This window comes from Aurantimonas sp. Leaf443 (assembly GCF_001425575.1).
GTDB lineage: Bacteria > Pseudomonadota > Alphaproteobacteria > Rhizobiales > Rhizobiaceae > Leaf443.
Window position 1 is genome coordinate 76,098 of sequence record NZ_LMRD01000012.1, and the last position, 17,392, is coordinate 93,489.

Consider the following 17,392-nt stretch of genomic DNA (forward strand, 5'->3'; position numbering starts at 1 on the left):
GGCCCCTGCCTAACGCGCCGCGGCGCCTGAATGCAACCGCCGGGACGATTCGGGATCGCCACGGCGGCGCATGGTCGTCGGGTGGATGCGCCGCGTCAGGCCGGTTCGCGGGCCGGGCGGGCGTCCTTGCGCGGTGTGGCGTTCACCGCCGTGCCGTTGGAGAGGAGCTGGCGCTCGCGGATCCAGTCGATGCCCGGCGCCTCGACCCGCGCGCCGCGCTCGCGCTGCACGAGTTCCCAGGCGCCGGGGCCGCCGGAGATCTCGAAGAGATTGTAGCGCGAGGCCGGCTTCTCGCCGCCCGGCGACTGGCTGGCGGAGGGAACGCCGACGACGGGCACGTGCCCGTCCGGCCCGTGCAGCCAGTGCAGCGTGTCGAGATGGGTGTGCCCGTGCAGGACGAGCTCGGCGCCGACGTCGCGGATGACCTTGGAGAAATACTGCTTGCCGATCAGCCGCTTGTGCCAGGAGGCGGCGCCGGAGATCGGCGGATGGTGGATGAGGACGACGCGGAAATAGCCCATGTCGCGGCCGGAGCGCAGCATCTGCGCAAGATCCAGCGCCTGCCGCCGCCCGAACGTGCCGGTGGCGAAGAAGGGCGCCGTGGCTTCGGCCGTGGAGACGCCGTAGATCGCCACCTCCTCGCGGTAGCGCGCGTAGGGAAAGGTCGGGAAGGCGAGCGGCCGGTGGGCGTCCCCGGTGACATAGGCCGACCAGGCGCGGCAGGATTTCGCGAAGGCGCCCAGCACATAGGCGTCGTGATTGCCGGGCACGACGGAGACGTCGTGCGGGCGGCCGAGCTTCTGCAGCCAGAGCCGGGCGGCGGCGATCTCGATGCGCGTCGCCAGATTGACGAGATCGCCGGTCACGGCGACATGGTCGGGCGCTTCGGCCTTCAGGTCGTCGAGAAGGGTGATGAGCGTGTCGCCGAACATCACGCGCCGGCGGTTGCGCTGCCAGTTGATCCAGCCGGTCACGCGCTTGGACGCGAGTTCGCGCAGCGTGAGGTCCGGCATTGGGCCGAGATGGATGTCGGAAAGATGAGCGAGCCTGTACATGCTCGGGCCATCTAAAGCGCGGCTGCGGAAAGGGGATATGGCGGGCGCGAAAAGGTGGGGAGGTTTTTTCGACACCGAAGGACGGCCCCGATCGGCCCCTCGACCCGCCGACCCGCCGGCCTATGGTTCATGGCAGCCATGGGGCGCACGAGGAGGGGACGAGGCCTCGCAACGTGCGCCCAACCCTCGCGTCGCGCGAAACGTCTCGCGGTTGAACTCACCGTCCCGTCTCGTAGGAGCCGCCGTGCCGCTACCGGCCTTCGCCATCCCCGTCCTGCACCGCCTCCAGATCCTGGCGCGGCCGATGAGCATCGGCGTGCGCGGCGCGCTCTTCGACGAGGCGGGGCGCATCCTCCTCGTGCGCCACACCTATGTGCCCGGCTGGTACATGCCCGGCGGCGGCGTCGATCCCGGCGAGACGGCGGTCGAGGCGCTGGCGCGCGAGTTTCGCGAGGAGACGGCGGTGGAACTGACGGAGGCGCCGCGCCTCGTCTCGGTGCATTTCAACGCCGCCAAGGCGCGGCGCGACCATGTCCTCTTCTATGCCTGCGGCGCCCATCGCGTGCTGGGGATCCGCGCGCCGGATAGCGAGATCGCCGAGACCGGCTTCTTCGCGCCCGGCGACCTGCCCGAGGACACCACGGCCGCGACGCGGCGGCGGCTCGCGGAACTGGCAGGGGAGGCGCCCGCCAGCCCGCATTGGTGAAAGGTCAGGCCCTTGCGGCGAGCCGCTCGCGGCCGTGCGGCTGCCAGAGATCCTGGTCGGGCCCGAGCGGCACGATGCCGGTCGGGTTGATCATCGTGTGGCTGGCGTAATAGTGGCCCTTGATATGCTCGAAGTTCACCGTCTCGGCGATGCCCGGCCTCTGGAACAGATCGAGCATGTAGCCGAAGAGGTTCGGATAGTCGGCGATGCGGCGCCTGTTGCACTTGAAGTGGCCGACATAGACCGGATCGAAGCGGATGAGCGTCGTGAAGAGGCGCCAGTCGGCCTCGGTCGGCGCGTCGCCCGACACGAGATAGCGGCTTTGCCCGAGGCGCTCCTCCAGCCGGTCGAGTTCGGCGAAGAGGGCGTGGAAGGCCTCCTCGTAGGGCGCCTGTTCGGTGGCGAAGCCGCATTTGTAGACGCCGTTGTTCACCGCGTCGTAGATCCGGGCGTTGATCGCGTCGATCTCCGGAAGGAGCGCCTTCGGCGTGACGTCGACGCTCTGGTCGGCGAGATCGCCGAAGCCCTCGTTGAAGATGCGGATGATCTCGGCCGACTCGTTGTTCACGATCGTGCCGGTCGCCTTGTCCCAAAGCACCGGCACGGTGACGCGGCCTGTGAAGGACGGGTCGGCCTTCAGATACACCTCATAGAGGCGGTCGGCATGGTTCACCGTGTCGGGAACGGCACCGGGCCTGTCCGAGAAGACCCAGCCTTCCTCGCGCATGAGAAAATCGACGACGGACAGCGAGACGACCTCGTCGAGCCCCTTCAGGCGCCGCACGATCAGGGTGCGATGCGCCCAGGGGCAGGCGAGCGACACGTAGAGATGGTAGCGGCCGGCTTCTGCGGGAAAGGCCGTCTTGCCGTCGGGCGCGTTTTCGCCGTCCGGCGTGATCCAGTTGCGGAACTTCGTCACCGTGCGCTCGAAGCGGCCGCCGCTCTTGGCGGTGTCATACCACTGGTCCTGCCACCTGCCGTCCACCAGAAGTCCCATGCCCGTCTCCTCTTGCCGTTCCCGTCCCGAACCCTCCATGCCCTTTCGTCGTTCCCGCGCCAAGGCGGACGCAGCGTCAACGTCCGCCATTCGACCCTTGCCGCGCGGCCGGGCGCGGGCTAGGAGGCGACGGGACGGCCCTCGCCAAAAGGCGACGGGAGCCGGGAGAGGGCGAAGCCATGCTGCGACGACGACCAGAGGAAAGGCCCGTCCGCCCTTCGTGCTGAGGCGTTCTCCGCTCGTCCCGTGATCGGCGCGAGGGAGCGCCATTCCTCCATGGTCTCCCGATGCTCGACGCTCCCCAAAGCCAGGTCCTCGATATTCTCTATGCGCGCGAGGATGCGCTCTTCGACGATGCCATCGAGGCGATCTCGGCCGATGCCTTCGGCCCCGGCCGCTTCGCCCGCGCGGCCGCCCGCGTGCGCGAGATGGCGCCGCACGATCGCGAACTTTCGCTCGTCGCCATGGTCTGGGGCGTCGTCGTCGGCTCGGTGCGACAGACGCCGATCCTCGTCGGCACGCGCCCGGCGCTGATGCTCGGGCCGCTCGCGGTGCTGCCGGCCTACAAGAGCCGCGGCATCGGCAGCCGGCTCATGCACATGGCGGCCGATGCCGCGCGCGAGGCCGGCGAAAGCGCCATCGTCCTCGTCGGCGACCCGCCCTATTACGGTCCGCTCGGCTACCGCCCGCTTCCCCCCGGCAGCATCGCCATGCCGGGACCGGTGGACCCGCGGCGGCTGCTCGGGAAGGAGCTGGTGCCGGGCGCTCTGGAAGGGCTGGCCGGGGAGATCGGGCCGCGCCGGTAAAGGCGCCTGCTCTATCCCGGAAAGGAACCGGTCGTGCGCTCCAGCCTCAGCGGCCCTCGCGATACCAGGTGGCCGAAAGCGCCAGGAGGAGAAGGCCGAGGCCGAGGAAGCCGGCGAAGAGGGGCGTGCGGTCGACGCCGCGCAGGACGGTCTCCTCGGTGGTCTTGAGGCCGATCCAGTCGCGCCCCTCCGCGTTCGCCCGGCCGGAGACGGGCACGATGCGCGGCACCTCGACCGTGCCGTCGGCGGCGATGCGGCGCGTGCCGCCGCGCGTGGCCTCGGTGATCGGCTCCAGCTTGCCCGTCGTCGAGACGGCCTCGCGGAACTCGCGCGGATTCTCCGGGCCGACATTGGCGAGCGCCCGCAGGTCGCCGTTCGCGGCCTGGAAGAGACCGAGTTCCTCGGTCTTCAAGACGCCCTCCCAGCGGCCTTCGCCGATCTCCCGCAGGGGCACGCTCGTCGCCGTGCCCGAGGGCGTGACGACGGTGGCGGGGCCGGGATCGGCGCCGATCGTCTGGCGCGTGACGACGAGATCGCGCCCGCGCGCCTCGGCGTCCAGCGCCTCCTCCTCCAGTTCGGGCTCCTTCATCAGCCAGTGGGCGAGGCGGCGGAACAGCGCCACATGCGGGCCGCCGCCCTCGAAACCGCGCGACCACAGCCATTCCTGGTCCGACAGGAGAAGGGCGATCCGACCCTCGCCGACGCGGTCGAGGACGAGGAGGGGCTTGCCGTCCGGCCCGTCCATCACGGTCTCGCCCCTGGGCTCCTCGACATCCACCGAGCGGAACCACTGGCTCCAGTCCGGCGGCGTGGCGGCGGAGCCCGGCAGGTCGCGTGTCACCGGATGCTTGCGGCCGAGATCCGACAAAGCCGGGCGGAAGGCCTTCTCCTCGACGCCGCCCGTGGGCAGCGCGGGCAGGATGGAGGCGAGCGGCGTGGTCGCGATGCTCTCGTCGCCGGCATATTCCGGCCCGGAGGCGATCAGGATCGCCCCGCCGTTCTCGACGTATTGCGCGATATAATCGAAGTAGAGCGGCGGCAGAACGCCGCGCTGCTGGTAGCGGTCGAAGATGATGAGGTCGAAATCCTCGATCTTCTCGACGAAGAGCTCGCGCGTGGGGAAGGCGATCAGCGAGAGTTCGTTGATCGGCGTGCCGTCCTGCTTCTCGGGCGGGCGCAGGATGGTGAAATGGACGAGATCGACCGCCGCGTCCGACTTCAGGAGATTGCGCCAGGTGCGCTCGCCGGCATGCGGCTCGCCCGAAACGAGGAGGACGCGCAGATTCTCGCGGATGCCGTCCACCGTCGCGATGGCGCGGTTGTTGACGGCGGTGATCTCGCTGTCGTCGCGCGCGACGGCGACCTCCAGGATATTGCGGCCGGCGCGCGGCAGCTGGAAGGGCAGGCGCCCGTCCGTGCCCGGCACCACGCTCTGGCGGGCGATGAGGTCGCCGTTCAGGAAGGCGCGCACCTCGACCGGGGTCTGCGAGGCGCGGGGCCCGTCCTCGGTCACGCGGTAGACGAGCGTCTGCTCCTGGTCGACGAGGCCGAAGCGCGGGGCCGAGCGCACCTCGATGCGCCGGTCGAATTCGTCGGGGCGGCCGGTGACGAGCGCGTGGACGGGGGCATCGAAACCGAGCGCGCTCGCCTGCGCGGGAATGTCGTGAACCTCGCCGTCCGTCACCATGATGGCGCCGGCGACGCGCGAGGGCGGAACGTCGCCGAGCGCCGAGCCGAGCGCGCCGAAGAGGGCGGTCGTCGCGTCGTCGCCTTGCGTCGAGCCGGTGCGCGCCTCGACGGTGCGCAGCTCGAAATCGGGGAAGCGCTGCAGGCTCTCCTTCAGGGCGGCGGCGGCGGCGTCCGTCTCGGCCGTGCGCGCGCCGATCGTCTGGCTCTGGGATCGGTCGAGGATGAGCGCCACGACGCTCTTCAGCGGGTCGCGCTCCTCGCGCAGCACCACCGGGTTTAGGAGCGCCAGGAGGAGCGCCGCGATGGCGGCGACGCGCACGAGGCTGCCGCGCACGCGCGCGACGACGAGGGCGACCGCCAGGAGCGCGGCGGGCACCGCGAGGATGGCGAGAACCGTCCAGGAGAAGAAGGGCGCGAAGTCGATCGACCAGGTCATCGCCTATTGCCCCAGCCGTTCGAGAAGCGCTGGCACATGCACCTGATCGGCCTTGTAGTTGCCGGTCAGCACATACATCACGATGTTGACGCCCGCCCGATAGGCATATTCGCGCTGCGAGGGATCGGCGCTGTCGGTCGGGTAGAGGAAGAGGCCCTGATCGTCGACCGCCCATGCGCTGGCGAAGTCGTTGGACGTGATCATGATGGAGGAGACGCCGTCGCCCGCCCGCGCGGGACGCGCGCCGTTCTCGGTGTCGCGGCCGAGCGCCTCGACCCAGAGGTCCGAGCCGGTGTGGCGGCCGGGAAAATCCTCCATGATGTAAAAGGCCTTGGTGAGGACGTGGTCCTGCGGCACCGGCTCCAGCGGGGGAATGTCGAGATCGGCGAGGATGTCGCGCAGGCGTCGCTGCCCGGCTGAGACGGAAGTGCCGGAAAGGCCGGTGAGGTCGTCGTCCTCCACGTCGAAGAGCACCGTTCCGCCCTGCTTCATATAGGCGTCGACGCGGCTGATCGCGGCCGCGTCCGGCATCGGCGCGTCCTGCCGGATCGGCCAGTAGAGCAGCGGATAGAAGGCGAGCTCGTCGCGCGCGATGTCGACGCCCACGGGATCGCCCGGCTCGAGCGCGGTCTTGGCCGCAACGAACTGGCTGAGCCCGTCGAGGCCGGCGCGGGCCAGATCGTCGGTCGCCGCATCCCCGGTCTCGACATAGGCGAGATGGGTGGTCGAGGTCGCCGCGATCGCGGCCGCCTCGTCGATCGGCTCGCGCGCGGCGGCCGGGGCCGTGGGCTGCGGCGCCCCCTGCGCGCGGGCCTCGCCGCCGGGCATGGCGAGGGCCAGCGCCAGGACGATCGCGGGAAGCGCGGCCGCCCCGCGTCGCGGCAGGCCGCGGGCGAGGCGGGCGAAGCCGCCGTTCAGCCAGAGCAGCGCCAGCGCGTCGAGCGCGAAGAGGACGAGGGCGGCGGCGAAGAGCCAAGGCGTCAGGTCCGTCGCGTCGTCGCGCCCGTAGCCGGCCTGCGAGACCGGGACGCCGAGATCGAGCGCGGGCAGCGGGCGCAGCACCGCGTCGGAGGAGAAGAGGTTCAAAGCGGCGTAGCCTTCCTCGCTGCCGTAGAGGCCGGGCGGGTTCTGGAGCGTGACGACGGGCGCCGCGACGGGCAGGGGGCGCACGTCGGGCCCGGGCGCGGCGAGCCGGCCGAGCCCGTCCAGCACGCGATAGGGCGGCAGGGCCTCGGCCGCGGTGCGGCCCTCGCCGGTGCCGGGGCTCGCGCGCGACAGCGTCACGATGCGCCGGAGCATGTCGACGAAGGCGCCGGAGATTGGCAGGTTCGACCAGGTCGCCTCGGCCGTCACGTGGAAGAGCACGATCGTGCCGGCCCCGAGCGTCTCGGCGGTGATGAGGGGCGTGCCGTCCGTCAGGCTCGCCCAGGTGCGCTCGCTGAGATCGGCGGAGGGCTCGGCGAGGATCTGGCGCTGCACCGTCACGTCGTCCGGGATGGCGATCCCCGCGAAGGGGCTGCCCTCGGCCATCGGCGCCACCTTCTGGGGCTCGGACCAGGAAAGCGCGCCGCCGAGCTGGCGCTCGCCACCGCGAAGGCGCACCGGCACGAGACTGTCCTCGCCCGTCGTCGCGGCAAGGCGCGGGCCGGCGAAGCGCAGGAGATAGCCGCCGCCTTCCACGAACTGGCGAAGGGCGGTGGCCGCGGGCGGCGGCAGGACGCCGATATCGGCAAGGACGATCACCGAGGGCCGGCGTTCGACGAGCGCGGGGATCGCCGTCGAGAGATCGGCGCTCTCGGCGCGCACGAGATCGGCGAAGGGCTCGAGGGCGCGCGTGATGTAGTAGAGCGGCGAGAGGAGCGGCTGCGCGAGATCGGCCGCCTCGCCGGAGACGAGGCCGACGCGCCGGCGCCGGAAGCTGTCGTCCACGAGCCGCACCGCGCCGGCATCGGACGCGCCCGCCGTCTCCAGCCGCGCGATGTCGTTGCGCAGTTCCACGGGCACGGCGAAGCGGGCCTCGCCGGCGGTGGCCCCGGCGGGGAACTCCATCGGCGCGACGCCGAGCTCGCGCCCCTGCGAGTCGAGCGCGCGCACGGCGACGCTTGCCGGCGCCGCCGTGCCCTCGGGACGCAGGCCGCGAACGACGAGGGCCTCGGTGGAATTGTCGGCCGCCGCGAGGGCGACGAGACCGCCGACGGGCGGGGCGTAGACGAGCGCCTGCGCCGGCGCCAGCGCCCGCAGCGTGTCGGTGGCGGCGGCCGTCGCGTCCGTGTCGAGCCCGTCGGCGAGGAAGGCGAGCGTGCCGACGGGCGTGCCGGCAAGCGCGGTCGCGAGGCGCTGCGCGGCGCCCGCGCGGTCGGCGGGCACGGGGCGCGGTTCGGCGGCGGCAAGGCGCTCCAGCGCTGCGGCCGCCTCCACGGGCGTCGCGTCGTCGCCGGTCTCCTCGGCGGTGAAGGCGAGCGCGACGGGCCGGCCGGCTTGCGCCGCTTCCTCGATCAGCCCCTCGGCGGTCGCGCGCCGCGCGTCGAAGTCGCGGCCCGTGGCCCAGGAATTGTCGAAGAGGATGGCGAGCGGGCCGGTGCCCGTCAGCCGGCCCTCGCTCGGGTTCAATGTCGGCGCGGCGAGCGCGAAGATGACGAGCGCGGCGAGCAGCAGGCGCAGCAGCGTCAGCCACCACGGGCTCTTCGAAGGCGTCTCCTCCACCTTGCGGATGCTCTGCAGGATGCGCAGCGGCGGGAAGGTCTCGGTCTGCGGGCGCGGCGGCGTCAGCTTCAGGAGCCACCAGATGACCGGCAGCGCGAGCAGCCCGAACAGGACGAGCGGCGCCCCGAAGGCGAGCGACAGGCCGGGGATCATGGGCGGCCCTTCGCGATCTGCGGATTGCCGGACAGGCGCCCGTGCACGGCGACGAGCGCCTCGGAGGCCAGCCGGTCGGTGCGGTGCAGGGTGAAGCTCCAGCCGAGCCGCCGGCAGTGCTCGCCGATATGGTCGCGCCGCGCGGCATAGATGCGGCGATACTCCTCGCGCAGCGTCTCGGCGCGGCCGGCGGTCAGCTTCTGGCCGGTCTCGGGGTCCTGGAACTCGGTGCGGCCGGAATAGGGAAAGGCCTCCTCGGCCGGATCGGCGATCATCACGACATGCCCGCGAATGCCGCGGCGGCCGATGCGGTCGATCTTCTCCACGATCTCCTCGACCGGGTTGAGGAGATCGCTGGCGATGACGATCTCGGAGAAGCGCTGCAGGCGCGCGTCAGGCGGGAAGTCGTGAGCCGGCCGCGCGCCCATCAGCGCGCCCGCGATGCGCTCGGCGGCGTTGCGGGCGGTGATCGGCTCCATCACGCCGGGATAGCCGATGCGCTCGCCCGAGCGCGACAGGAGTTCGGCGAGCGCCAGGACGAGCACGAGCGCGCGCGACTCCTTCGACACGCCGGCGGCGTTCGACCGGTAGAGCATGGACGCGGACGGGTCGGCCCAGAGCCAGACGGTCTGCGCCGCCTCCCATTCGCGGTCGCGGATATAGATGTGCTCGTCGCGGGCCGAGCGGCGCCAGTCGATGCGCGAGGCGTCGGAGCCGTCGACGAAGGGCCGGAACTGCCAGAAGTTCTCGCCGACGCCGTGACGCTTGCGCCCGTGCCAGCCGGAAATGACGGTGGAGACGACGCGCTGCGCCTCGACGAGGAGGTCGGGCATGAGGCTGGCGCGCTTGCGGGCCCGCACGAGGGCCTCGGGCCCGGTGGTGACGTCGACCGCTGAGCCGATGGGCATGGCGCGCTCCGCTTCAGCCGATGTCCCGGCGCAGCGCCGCGATCACGTCGCGCACGCTGACGCCCTCGGCACGCGCCGCGAAGCTCAGCGCCATGCGGTGCTGCAGGATCGGCTCGGCCAGCGCCCGCACGTCGTCGATGGACGGCGCGAGGCGGCCCTCGTAGAGCGCGCGGGCGCGCACGCAGGTCATCAGCGCCTGCGAGGCGCGCGGGCCGGGGCCCCAGGAGATATGCGTGTCGGCCTCCTTGTGGCCGCTGCCCGGACGCGCCGAGCGAACGAGGGCCAGGATCGCGTCCACCACGGTGGTCGGCACCGGCATGCGGCGCACCAGCGCCTGGATCTCGCGAAGGCGGGGCGCGTCGATGGCGCTCGTGGCGTGGGCCTCGCTCGAACCCGTCGTCTCCATCAGGATGCGGCGCTCGGCGGCGAGATCGGGATAGGACACGTCCACCTGCATGAGGAAACGGTCGAGCTGGGCTTCGGGCAAGGGATAGGTGCCTTCCTGCTCCAGCGGATTCTGCGTCGCGAGCACATGGAAGGGCGCGGGAAGGTCGTGCCGCTCGCCGGCGACGGTGACGTGATATTCCTGCATCGACTGGAGAAGCGCCGACTGGGTGCGCGGGCTGGCGCGGTTGATCTCGTCGGCCATCAGGAGCTGGGCGAAGACGGGGCCGCGCACGAAGCGGAAGGAACGCCGGCCGGTCTCGTCCTGGTCCATGACCTCCGAGCCGACGATGTCGGAGGGCATGAGGTCCGGCGTGAACTGGATGCGGCGCGCGTCGAGACCGAGCGCGATGCCGAGCGTCTCGACAAGCTTGGTCTTGGCAAGGCCGGGCACGCCGACGAGGAGCGCATGGCCGCCGGCGAGGATGGAGACGAGCGTCTGCTCGACCACGCTCTCCTGGCCGAAGATGACCGTGCCGACCGTCTCGCGGACGCGCGCGATGTCGGCGAGCGCGGCTTCCGCCAGCGCGATCACCGTCTCGTCCGGCAGCGTCGTCTCGCGGGGCGCCATCATGGTCATCGACGAACTCCTGGCTTCGAGGGGAAGGGCGCCCGCTTCGCGCGTCCGGCACCGCGGCGCCGGCCCATGCGGGCAGACTGTCCGCCCGGTGCGGTCCTGGCAAGCGCCTGCAACGCAACTATTTCGTGACTGCGAAGGCGGGCCAAAATAAGACCTCGGCCGGGCCCGGACCGCATGCCGCAGGGGATGGTGATGACACAGACAGGCGACACCGCGCCAGGCGAGGGCCTCGCCGCGCTCATCGCGCGCGCCGAGCGCGCCGGCCGCGATCCGGCCCCCGTGGAGCGCTGGAACCCGCCCTTCTGCGGCGACATCGACATGGTGATCCATGCCGACGGCCACTGGAGCTACAACGGCACCGCGATCGGCCGGCCGGCGCTCGTGCGCCTCTTCGCCAGCGTGCTGCGCCGCGACGAGGACGGGCGCGACTATCTGGTGACACCCGGCGAGAAGCTCGGCATCACCGTGGAGGACGCCCATTTCCTCGCCGTCGAGATGAGCCGGACGGAGCGGGACGGCGAACCGCTCCTCGTCTTCCGTCTCGATTCGGGCGACGTGGTGGAGGCCGATATGGCCCATCCGCTGCGCTTCGGCGCGGGCGCGGGCTTCCGGCCGTATCTGCGCGTGCGCGGCCGACTCGAGGCCCGCCTGACGCGCGCTCTCGCGATCGAGCTCGCCGATCTCGTGGAGGAGGAGGCGGACGGCAGCCTCGCCCTTCGCTCGGGCGGAGCGCGGTTCGCGCTGCCTTCGGAGCCGGCGGGTTGAGCGCGCGGCCGAACGTGGCGGCGCCGGCCATGGACTTCACGGCGCGGGATCTTCGCGAGCGGCTGGCGAGAGCCGCCGGCGAGGCCTTGGAGACCGAATATGGCGACCATCGCCTCAACGCCGCGCTCGTCGCCCACATGGAGCGCCGGGCGCTGCGAGCGGCCGCCGTGCTCGTGCCGGTCGTCGACCGGCCGCAGGGCGCCGGAATCATCCTGACGACGCGCACGGCCAGCCTGCGCACCCATTCGGGCCAGATCGCGCTGCCCGGCGGCTCGATCGACCCGCAGGACGCCTCGCCGGAGGCGGCCGCCCTGCGCGAGAGCCAGGAGGAGATCGGGCTCGACCCGTCCTATGTCGAGCCCATCGGGCGCCTGCCGCGCTACGTGACGCCGAGCGGTTTCCGGATCGTGCCGGTCGTCGCCATCGTCTCGCCCGGCTTCACGCTGGTGCCCAATCCCGCCGAGGTGGACGATGTCTTCGAGGTGCCCCTGCGGTTCCTCATGAGCCCGGACAACCACCGTGCCGAGGCGCGCGAGTTCCAGGGCGTCCTGCGGCACTATTTCACGATGCCCTACGAGACGCGCCATATCTGGGGCGTGACCGCGGGCATCCTGCGCACGCTCTACGAAAGGCTCTACGCATGACGGCGATCGACGCGCCCTTCCTCGCGGACCCCGGCCTGCAGCGGCTCCTGGCCTGCCTCAACGAGGGCGAGGAAACGGCCCGCGTGGTGGGCGGCGCGGTGCGCAACGCGCTGCTCGGCGAGCCGGTGCGCGACATCGACATCGCCTCCACCACGGTGCCCGAGGAGACGGTGCGCCGCGTGACGGCGGCCGGTTTCAAGGCCGTGCCCACCGGCTTCGAGCACGGCACGATCACGGTCGTCGTCGAGGGCCGGCCCTTCGAGGTGACGACGCTGCGCCGCGACGTCGAGACCTTCGGGCGCAAGGCGAAGGTCGCCTTCGGCCGCGACTGGCAGGCGGATGCGGAGCGGCGCGACTTCACGATGAACGCGCTCTACTGCGAGGCCGACGGCACGGTGATCGATCTCGTGGGCGGCGTGGAGGACGCCCGCGAGCGGCGCCTGCGCTTCGTCGGCGAGGCGGCGACGCGCATCGAGGAGGACTATCTGCGCATCCTGCGCTTCTTCCGCTTCTTCGCCTGGTACGGGACCGGCCGGCCGGATCCCGACGCCGTGCGCGCCGCGACGCGGCTGAAGGGCGGCCTCGCGGCCATCTCGGCCGAGCGCATCTGGGCGGAACTGCGCAAGCTGCTCGCCGCGCCCGACCCCGCCCGGGCGCTCCTGTGGATGCGCCAGAGCGGCGTCCTCACCGCCGTCCTGCCCGAAAGCGAGCGCTGGGGCATCGATGCGATCCACGGGCTCGTGGCGGCGCAAGCGTCCTTCGGCTGGGCGGCGGACCCGCTCCTGCGCCTTGCAGCCATCGTGCCGCCGGACGCGCAGCGGCTCGCGGAACTCGCCAAGCGCCTGCGCCTCTCCAATGCCGACCGCGACCGCCTTCTCGCCTTCGCCACGGCCGAGCCCGTGCAGCCGCAGGAAAGCGAGACCATGTTCCGGCGGCGTCTCTACTACGCGGACCGCTTGGCGCTCGCCGACCGGCTGCGGCTTTCCATCGCCAGCCTCCATGCCAAGGGCGCCGGCGAGGGCGACGCGATGAGCGCGCTGGCATCGCTCCAGCGCATGCTCGCCGCGACCGAGCGCTTCTCGCCGCCGGACTTCCCCGTCTCGGGCCGCGACCTCGCCGAGAAGGGCGTCGCGCCGGGGCCGGAGATCGGCCGGCGCCTCGAGGCGCTGAAGGCCGCCTGGGTAGACAGCGGCTTCGTCCTGACCCGCGACGCGCTGCTTTCGGGCCTGTGACGGCAAGACGACGGGCCGACCGTGCTCTCGCATTGTTGAGCCTTGCGAGGCCCTGACAACGAAAAGGCGGCTCCCGGAGGATCCGGGGCCGCCTCGCAGGGCCATCTGGCCGGTTCCGGTCTCCCAACCGTGGCGCCGACCCGATCTATGCCGGTGTCAGTTCAGCCGTTCCTTCGTCTTGTCGCGGAAGGCGTCCATCATGCTGGGCGTGATCTGCTCGACGCCGAGCTGTTTGGCCTGGACCACCGCCCGACGAATGACTTCCACCCGCGATTCCGCACGGATGACACGCGCACAGCCGGGAATTACCTCGGCGCAATCCAGTTCATACATCACTTCACCTCCCTTATTCAGTCTCCCTGTCAAGAATAGTTACGGTGCAGTGAGTTTCTTTAAAAGGAGGCGAGCTTCACATTTGCGAAATATAATTCGGTCAAGGCCAACGAACGAGGGGAGGCATCGAGGAGAGGATGGACTCCACGTTGCCGCCCGTCTTCAGGCCGAACAGCGTCCCGCGGTCGTAGAGGAGATTGTACTCCACGTAGCGCCCGCGCCGCACGAGCTGTTCCTCGCGATCCTCGGGGGAATAGGGCGTGGCGAGATTGGCGCGCACGATATGCGGATAGACGACGACGAAGGCCTTGCCGACGTCGCGGGTGAAGGCGAAGTCCGCGTCCCAGCCGCCGGCCTCCTCGGAGGAATGCAGCCAGTCGTAGAAGATGCCGCCGACGCCGCGCGCCTCGTTGCGATGGGGAAGATAGAAGTACTCGTCGCACCAGGCCTTGTAGCGGTCGTAGTCGGCCACCCCCGCATGGCGGTCGCAGACGAACTTCATCGCGCGGTGGAAGGCGACCGTGTCCGGGTCCTCGGCCGTGCGGCGCCGGTCGAGCGTCGGCGTCAGGTCCGCGCCGCCGCCGAACCACTGCCGCGTCGTCACCACCATGCGCGTGTTCATGTGGACGGCCGGGACGTTCGGATTGCGCAGATGCGCGATCAGCGAGATACCGGAGGCCCAGAAGGTCGGGTCTTCCTCGGCGCCGGGAATCTGCTTGCGGAACTCGGGCGAGAACTCGCCGTGCACGGTCGAGGTGTGGACGCCCACCTTCTCGAAGACGCGCCCGTGCATCATCGACATGACGCCGCCGCCGCCATCGCCCTCGCGCGTCCAGGGGGAGCGCTGGAACCGGCCGGCGGGAAGGTTCTCGGGGTCCTCGTATTCGTCCTCGATCGCCTCGAACGTGGCGCAGATGCGGTCGCGCAGCGCCTCGAACCAGCTCCTCGCCAGGAGCTTCTTCTCCTCGATCGCCTCCGGCAGGCCCTCGGGCAGTTCAGGCCGTTCCATGCATCGTCCCCGCTCTTGCCGCCGGGCTCGGCGAGCGCGACGGCGATTCGTCGCCTCCCGGCTCTCGTTCGTTCCTATTTTAACGAAGCCTGCGGGAAAGTCCTCTTCCCGCACATGACGCGCCAGACTTGCGCGGGGCGGGACTGGACGTCGCGGAGAAACCGGACTCGGGCGCGCGGCGAAGTGGAGGCCGGGATTCGCAATCGCGGTCGGCCTCGCTACTTTCCCGTCTGCCGCCACGGGAAGAGGGAGGTGACGCCATGGCCCGTCTGGTTCGACCGCCTCTCGAGGCGCTTCGCGGACAATTGGAGAAGACGCGCGCAAGAGCTTCTGCGGGCGCCGACAATTTCGTCCGCGAGACCTACAGGCTGCCGCGCGGCGAGGCGCGCCTGAAGGCGCGCGAATGGTTCGCGCGCTATCCGAAGGCCGCCTATTGGACCTCGGTCGAGACCTGGCGGATCCTGCCGGACGACGCGGTGGAGTTCACGATGCGCCGGCTCCCCTCCGCCGACTGACCAGGACGGCCCGTCAGGCCTCGTTCGGGCTCTCGTGCTTCGCGGTCGGCCTGTGGAGGCTGAGGCCCGGCCCGTCCTCGCCGCAATCCACGAAGCGGATTCCCGCCGTCGTCAGCGCCGAGAGGACGGCCGCTTCCGTCGCGCGGTGCAACTCGTGACGGCCGCATTCGAAGTCGCGGATGGTCGAGCGCGACACGCCGGCGGTCTCGGCGAGGTCGCTCTGCGTCCAGTCCAGGAGCCCGCGCGCGCCGCGGCAGAGTTCCGGTTTCAGGGCGGTCTTCTCGTTCAGGGTCATTCTCTTCATAATCTCAACCAATTTGGCTGATATAGACCAATTATGACGAAGTGATGCCGCGGTCCCGTCGAGGGGCCGGACGCCGAGGAGAGACAATGCCGCACGAGACCCCGCTCATCTCCACCATCGTCGCCGGTCTCGTCCTCGCCTTCATCCTCGGTGCCATCGCCAATCGCTTCCGCCTGCCGCCGCTCGTCGGCTACCTCGTCGCCGGCATTCTCGTCGGGCCGCACACGCCCGGCTACGTGGCGGACCAGAATCTGGCGCCCGAGCTCGCCGAGATCGGCGTCATCCTGCTGATGTTCGGCGTCGGCCTGCATTTCTCGCTGAAGGATCTCCTGTCGGTCCGCGGCATCGCCATTCCCGGCGCGCTGGTGCAGATCGCCTTCGCCACGCTGCTCGGCTGGGGCCTCGGCGCCTTCATGGGCTGGCCGCTCGGCGGCAGCCTCGTCTTCGGTCTCGCGCTTTCGGTCGCCTCCACCGTGGTGCTCCTGAAGGCGCTGCAGGAGCGGCGCCTCCTGGAGACCGACAAGGGCAAGGTCGCCGTCGGCTGGCTCATCGTCGAGGATCTCGCGATGGTGCTGGCGCTCGTGCTCATCCCGGCCGTCGCCAGCGTCTCCATGGAGGGCGGACATGCCAGCGATCCGATGGCGCTCGCCATCGGCCAGCTGCTGGGCGTCGATCTCGGCCTCGCCGGGATCATCGGCGCGACGATCCTGAAGGTGGCGATCTTCGTGGCGCTGATGCTCGTGGTCGGCCGCAAGCTCATCCCCTGGGGCCTGCACCGCATCGTCCATACCGGCTCGCGCGAGCTGTTCCGCCTCGCGGTCCTCGCCATCGCGCTCGGCGTCGCCTACGGCGCGGCGCAGCTCTTCGGCGTCAGCCTCGCGCTCGGCGCCTTCTTCGCCGGCATGATCCTCGCCGAGAGCGAGCTCTCGCACCGCGCCGCGCAGGAGAGCCTGCCGCTGCGCGACGCCTTCGCCGTCCTGTTCTTCGTCTCGGTCGGCATGCTGTTCGATCCCTCGATCGTCCTCACCGACCCGCTGCCGGTGCTCGCCACCGTCTTCATCATCGTCATCGGCAAGTCGCTCGCCGCCTTCGTCATCGTCCTCCTGTTCCGCCGCACGGTGGGCACGGCCCTGGCCATCTCGGCGAGCCTTGCGCAGATCGGCGAGTTCTCCTTCATTCTCGCCGAGCTCGGTGTCGGGCTGCAGCTCCTGCCGGAGGAGGGCCGCGACCTCATCCTCGCCGGCGCGATCATCTCGATCATCCTCAATCCGCTGGTCTTCTGGCTGTCCGAGCGGATGAAGCCGAGCCTCGAGGCGCGCCTGATCCGCGCCGCGCCGCGGGCGGCCACCGCCGAGGCCGGCCTGCCCGCGAGCCCCGAGCACCCGGAACTGACGATCGACCGCGCCATCGCCCCGGCCGAGCTCGCCGGCACGAGCGAGCCCGAGACGGGCGCCGCGGCGGAGCCGGAACCGGAACCGGAGGCGGAGCCGGCCGCACCCGCCCATCTGCCCGGCGCGGACGGCGAGGCCGGCGCGCGCACCGATCTGGAGAACCACACGATCCTCGTCGGCTTCGGGCGGGTCGGCAGCCTCGTCGGCGAGGATCTGAAGGCGAGCGGCGCCGCCTTCCTCGTCATCGAGGACGCCGACGCGCGCATCGACATCCTGCGCGAGAAGGGCATCGAGGTCGTGGTCGGCAACGCGGCGAGCCGGGCGGTCATGGATCTGGCCAACCTGCCCGGCGCGCGCAGCCTCGTCATCGCCATTCCCAACGCCTTCGAGAGCGGCAACATCGCCGAGCACGCGCGTCAGGTGAATCCGGATATGCGGATCATCGTGCGGGCGCATTCGGATGCCGAGGTCGAGCATCTGGAGCGGCTCGGGGCCGACACCGTCATCATGGGCGAGCGCGAGATCGCGCGCGGCATGATCGGGCACCTGAACGCCATCGAGGAGCCGCTGAACGTGTCCGTCGGCCCCGGCGACGTCGCCGACGCAAACGACGACCCCGAGGTGGAGCAGGATGGCGTCGCGGACGGGCGCGACGGCGAACGGACCGCTCCGCCCCCGGCCTCGGACGCCTATGACGAGGCCCGCACGCGGGCCGGTTGAGG

The 17,392-nt window shown here is 71.0% G+C and carries 15 protein-coding genes and 1 pseudogene; 7 read left to right on the forward strand and 9 right to left on the reverse strand.

Annotated elements, in window-relative coordinates; all coding sequences use genetic code 11:
* Positions 1-95: 95 nt before the first annotated feature.
* Positions 96-1,055, reverse strand: coding sequence for a metallophosphoesterase (locus ASG48_RS16760; protein ID WP_055852561.1), 960 nt, complete (start codon positions 1,053-1,055; stop codon positions 96-98).
* Positions 1,056-1,299: 244 nt separating this feature from the next.
* On the opposite strand from ASG48_RS16760, the gene ASG48_RS16765 reads away from it, so the two are divergent.
* The gene (locus ASG48_RS16765; protein WP_244486932.1) at positions 1,300-1,761 is read left to right on the forward strand and encodes an NUDIX domain-containing protein; all 462 of its coding nucleotides are present in this window, start codon (positions 1,300-1,302) and stop codon (positions 1,759-1,761) included.
* Positions 1,762-1,765: 4 nt separating this feature from the next.
* On the opposite strand, the gene ASG48_RS16770 is transcribed toward ASG48_RS16765, so the two are convergent.
* Positions 1,766-2,758: a glutathione S-transferase family protein gene (locus ASG48_RS16770; protein WP_055852564.1), complete on the reverse strand. Its 993-nt coding sequence runs from the start codon at positions 2,756-2,758 to the stop codon at positions 1,766-1,768.
* 287 nt (positions 2,759-3,045) lie between these two features.
* Here ASG48_RS16770 and ASG48_RS16775 point away from each other — a divergent pair, with 287 nt between their 5' ends.
* Positions 3,046-3,564, forward strand: coding sequence for an N-acetyltransferase (locus tag ASG48_RS16775; protein ID WP_055852568.1), 519 nt, complete (start codon positions 3,046-3,048; stop codon positions 3,562-3,564).
* A gap of 46 nt (positions 3,565-3,610) precedes the next feature.
* On the opposite strand, the gene ASG48_RS16780 is transcribed toward ASG48_RS16775, so the two are convergent.
* Genes ASG48_RS16780 through ASG48_RS16795 form a run of 4 tightly spaced genes read right to left on the reverse strand, consistent with a single transcriptional unit; the run spans position 3,611 to position 10,477 of the window.
* Entirely contained in the window at positions 3,611-5,689 is a 2,079-nt protein-coding gene (locus ASG48_RS16780) for a hypothetical protein (RefSeq protein ID WP_055852570.1), read from the reverse strand.
* 3 nt (positions 5,690-5,692) lie between these two features.
* Complete coding sequence (locus tag ASG48_RS16785) at positions 5,693-8,545, reverse strand: DUF4159 domain-containing protein (RefSeq protein ID WP_055852578.1); 2,853 nt, start codon at positions 8,543-8,545, stop codon at positions 5,693-5,695.
* Positions 8,542-9,453, reverse strand: a complete 912-nt coding sequence (locus tag ASG48_RS16790) for a DUF58 domain-containing protein (RefSeq protein WP_055852581.1) — start codon at positions 9,451-9,453, stop codon at positions 8,542-8,544. The genes ASG48_RS16785 and ASG48_RS16790 overlap by 4 nt, the downstream gene beginning before the upstream one ends.
* 13 nt (positions 9,454-9,466) lie before the next feature.
* Entirely contained in the window at positions 9,467-10,477 is a 1,011-nt protein-coding gene (locus ASG48_RS16795) for a MoxR family ATPase (protein WP_055852584.1), read from the reverse strand.
* A gap of 192 nt (positions 10,478-10,669) precedes the next feature.
* Here ASG48_RS16795 and ASG48_RS16800 point away from each other — a divergent pair, with 192 nt between their 5' ends.
* The 3 genes from ASG48_RS16800 to ASG48_RS16810 are packed head-to-tail and all read left to right on the forward strand — an operon-like array spanning position 10,670 to position 13,118.
* Positions 10,670-11,242, forward strand: a complete 573-nt coding sequence (locus tag ASG48_RS16800; RefSeq protein ID WP_244486933.1) for a DUF1285 domain-containing protein — start codon at positions 10,670-10,672, stop codon at positions 11,240-11,242.
* Complete coding sequence (locus ASG48_RS16805; protein ID WP_244486934.1) at positions 11,239-11,886, forward strand: CoA pyrophosphatase; 648 nt, start codon at positions 11,239-11,241, stop codon at positions 11,884-11,886. Before ASG48_RS16800 ends, ASG48_RS16805 begins: the two co-directional genes overlap by 4 nt.
* Positions 11,883-13,118: a CCA tRNA nucleotidyltransferase gene (locus tag ASG48_RS16810; RefSeq protein ID WP_055852593.1), complete on the forward strand. Its 1,236-nt coding sequence runs from the start codon at positions 11,883-11,885 to the stop codon at positions 13,116-13,118. The genes ASG48_RS16805 and ASG48_RS16810 overlap by 4 nt, the downstream gene beginning before the upstream one ends.
* Positions 13,119-13,274: 156 nt before the next feature.
* Here the strand turns inward: ASG48_RS16810 and ASG48_RS18065 are convergent, their stop codons facing one another.
* Together ASG48_RS18065 and hemF are read right to left on the reverse strand one after the other, a co-directional pair.
* Positions 13,275-13,451 carry a DUF1059 domain-containing protein gene (locus ASG48_RS18065; protein ID WP_082529554.1) on the reverse strand — a complete coding sequence of 59 codons (177 nt, stop codon included), beginning with the start codon at positions 13,449-13,451 and terminating at the stop codon, positions 13,275-13,277.
* 100 nt (positions 13,452-13,551) lie between these two features.
* Positions 13,552-14,460, reverse strand: coding sequence for an oxygen-dependent coproporphyrinogen oxidase (gene hemF / locus ASG48_RS16815; protein WP_055852596.1), 909 nt, complete (start codon positions 14,458-14,460; stop codon positions 13,552-13,554).
* A gap of 260 nt (positions 14,461-14,720) precedes the next feature.
* On the opposite strand from hemF, the gene ASG48_RS16820 reads away from it, so the two are divergent.
* Complete coding sequence (locus ASG48_RS16820) at positions 14,721-14,975, forward strand: hypothetical protein (protein ID WP_055852600.1); 255 nt, start codon at positions 14,721-14,723, stop codon at positions 14,973-14,975.
* Positions 14,976-14,988: 13 nt separating this feature from the next.
* On the opposite strand, the pseudogene ASG48_RS16825 reads toward ASG48_RS16820, so the two are convergent.
* Positions 14,989-15,301 (reverse strand): annotated as a pseudogene (locus tag ASG48_RS16825) (helix-turn-helix domain-containing protein).
* 64 nt (positions 15,302-15,365) lie between these two features.
* Here ASG48_RS16825 and ASG48_RS16830 point away from each other — a divergent pair.
* Positions 15,366-17,390: a cation:proton antiporter gene (locus tag ASG48_RS16830; protein WP_082529555.1), complete on the forward strand. Its 2,025-nt coding sequence runs from the start codon at positions 15,366-15,368 to the stop codon at positions 17,388-17,390.
* Positions 17,391-17,392: the final 2 nt, after the last annotated feature.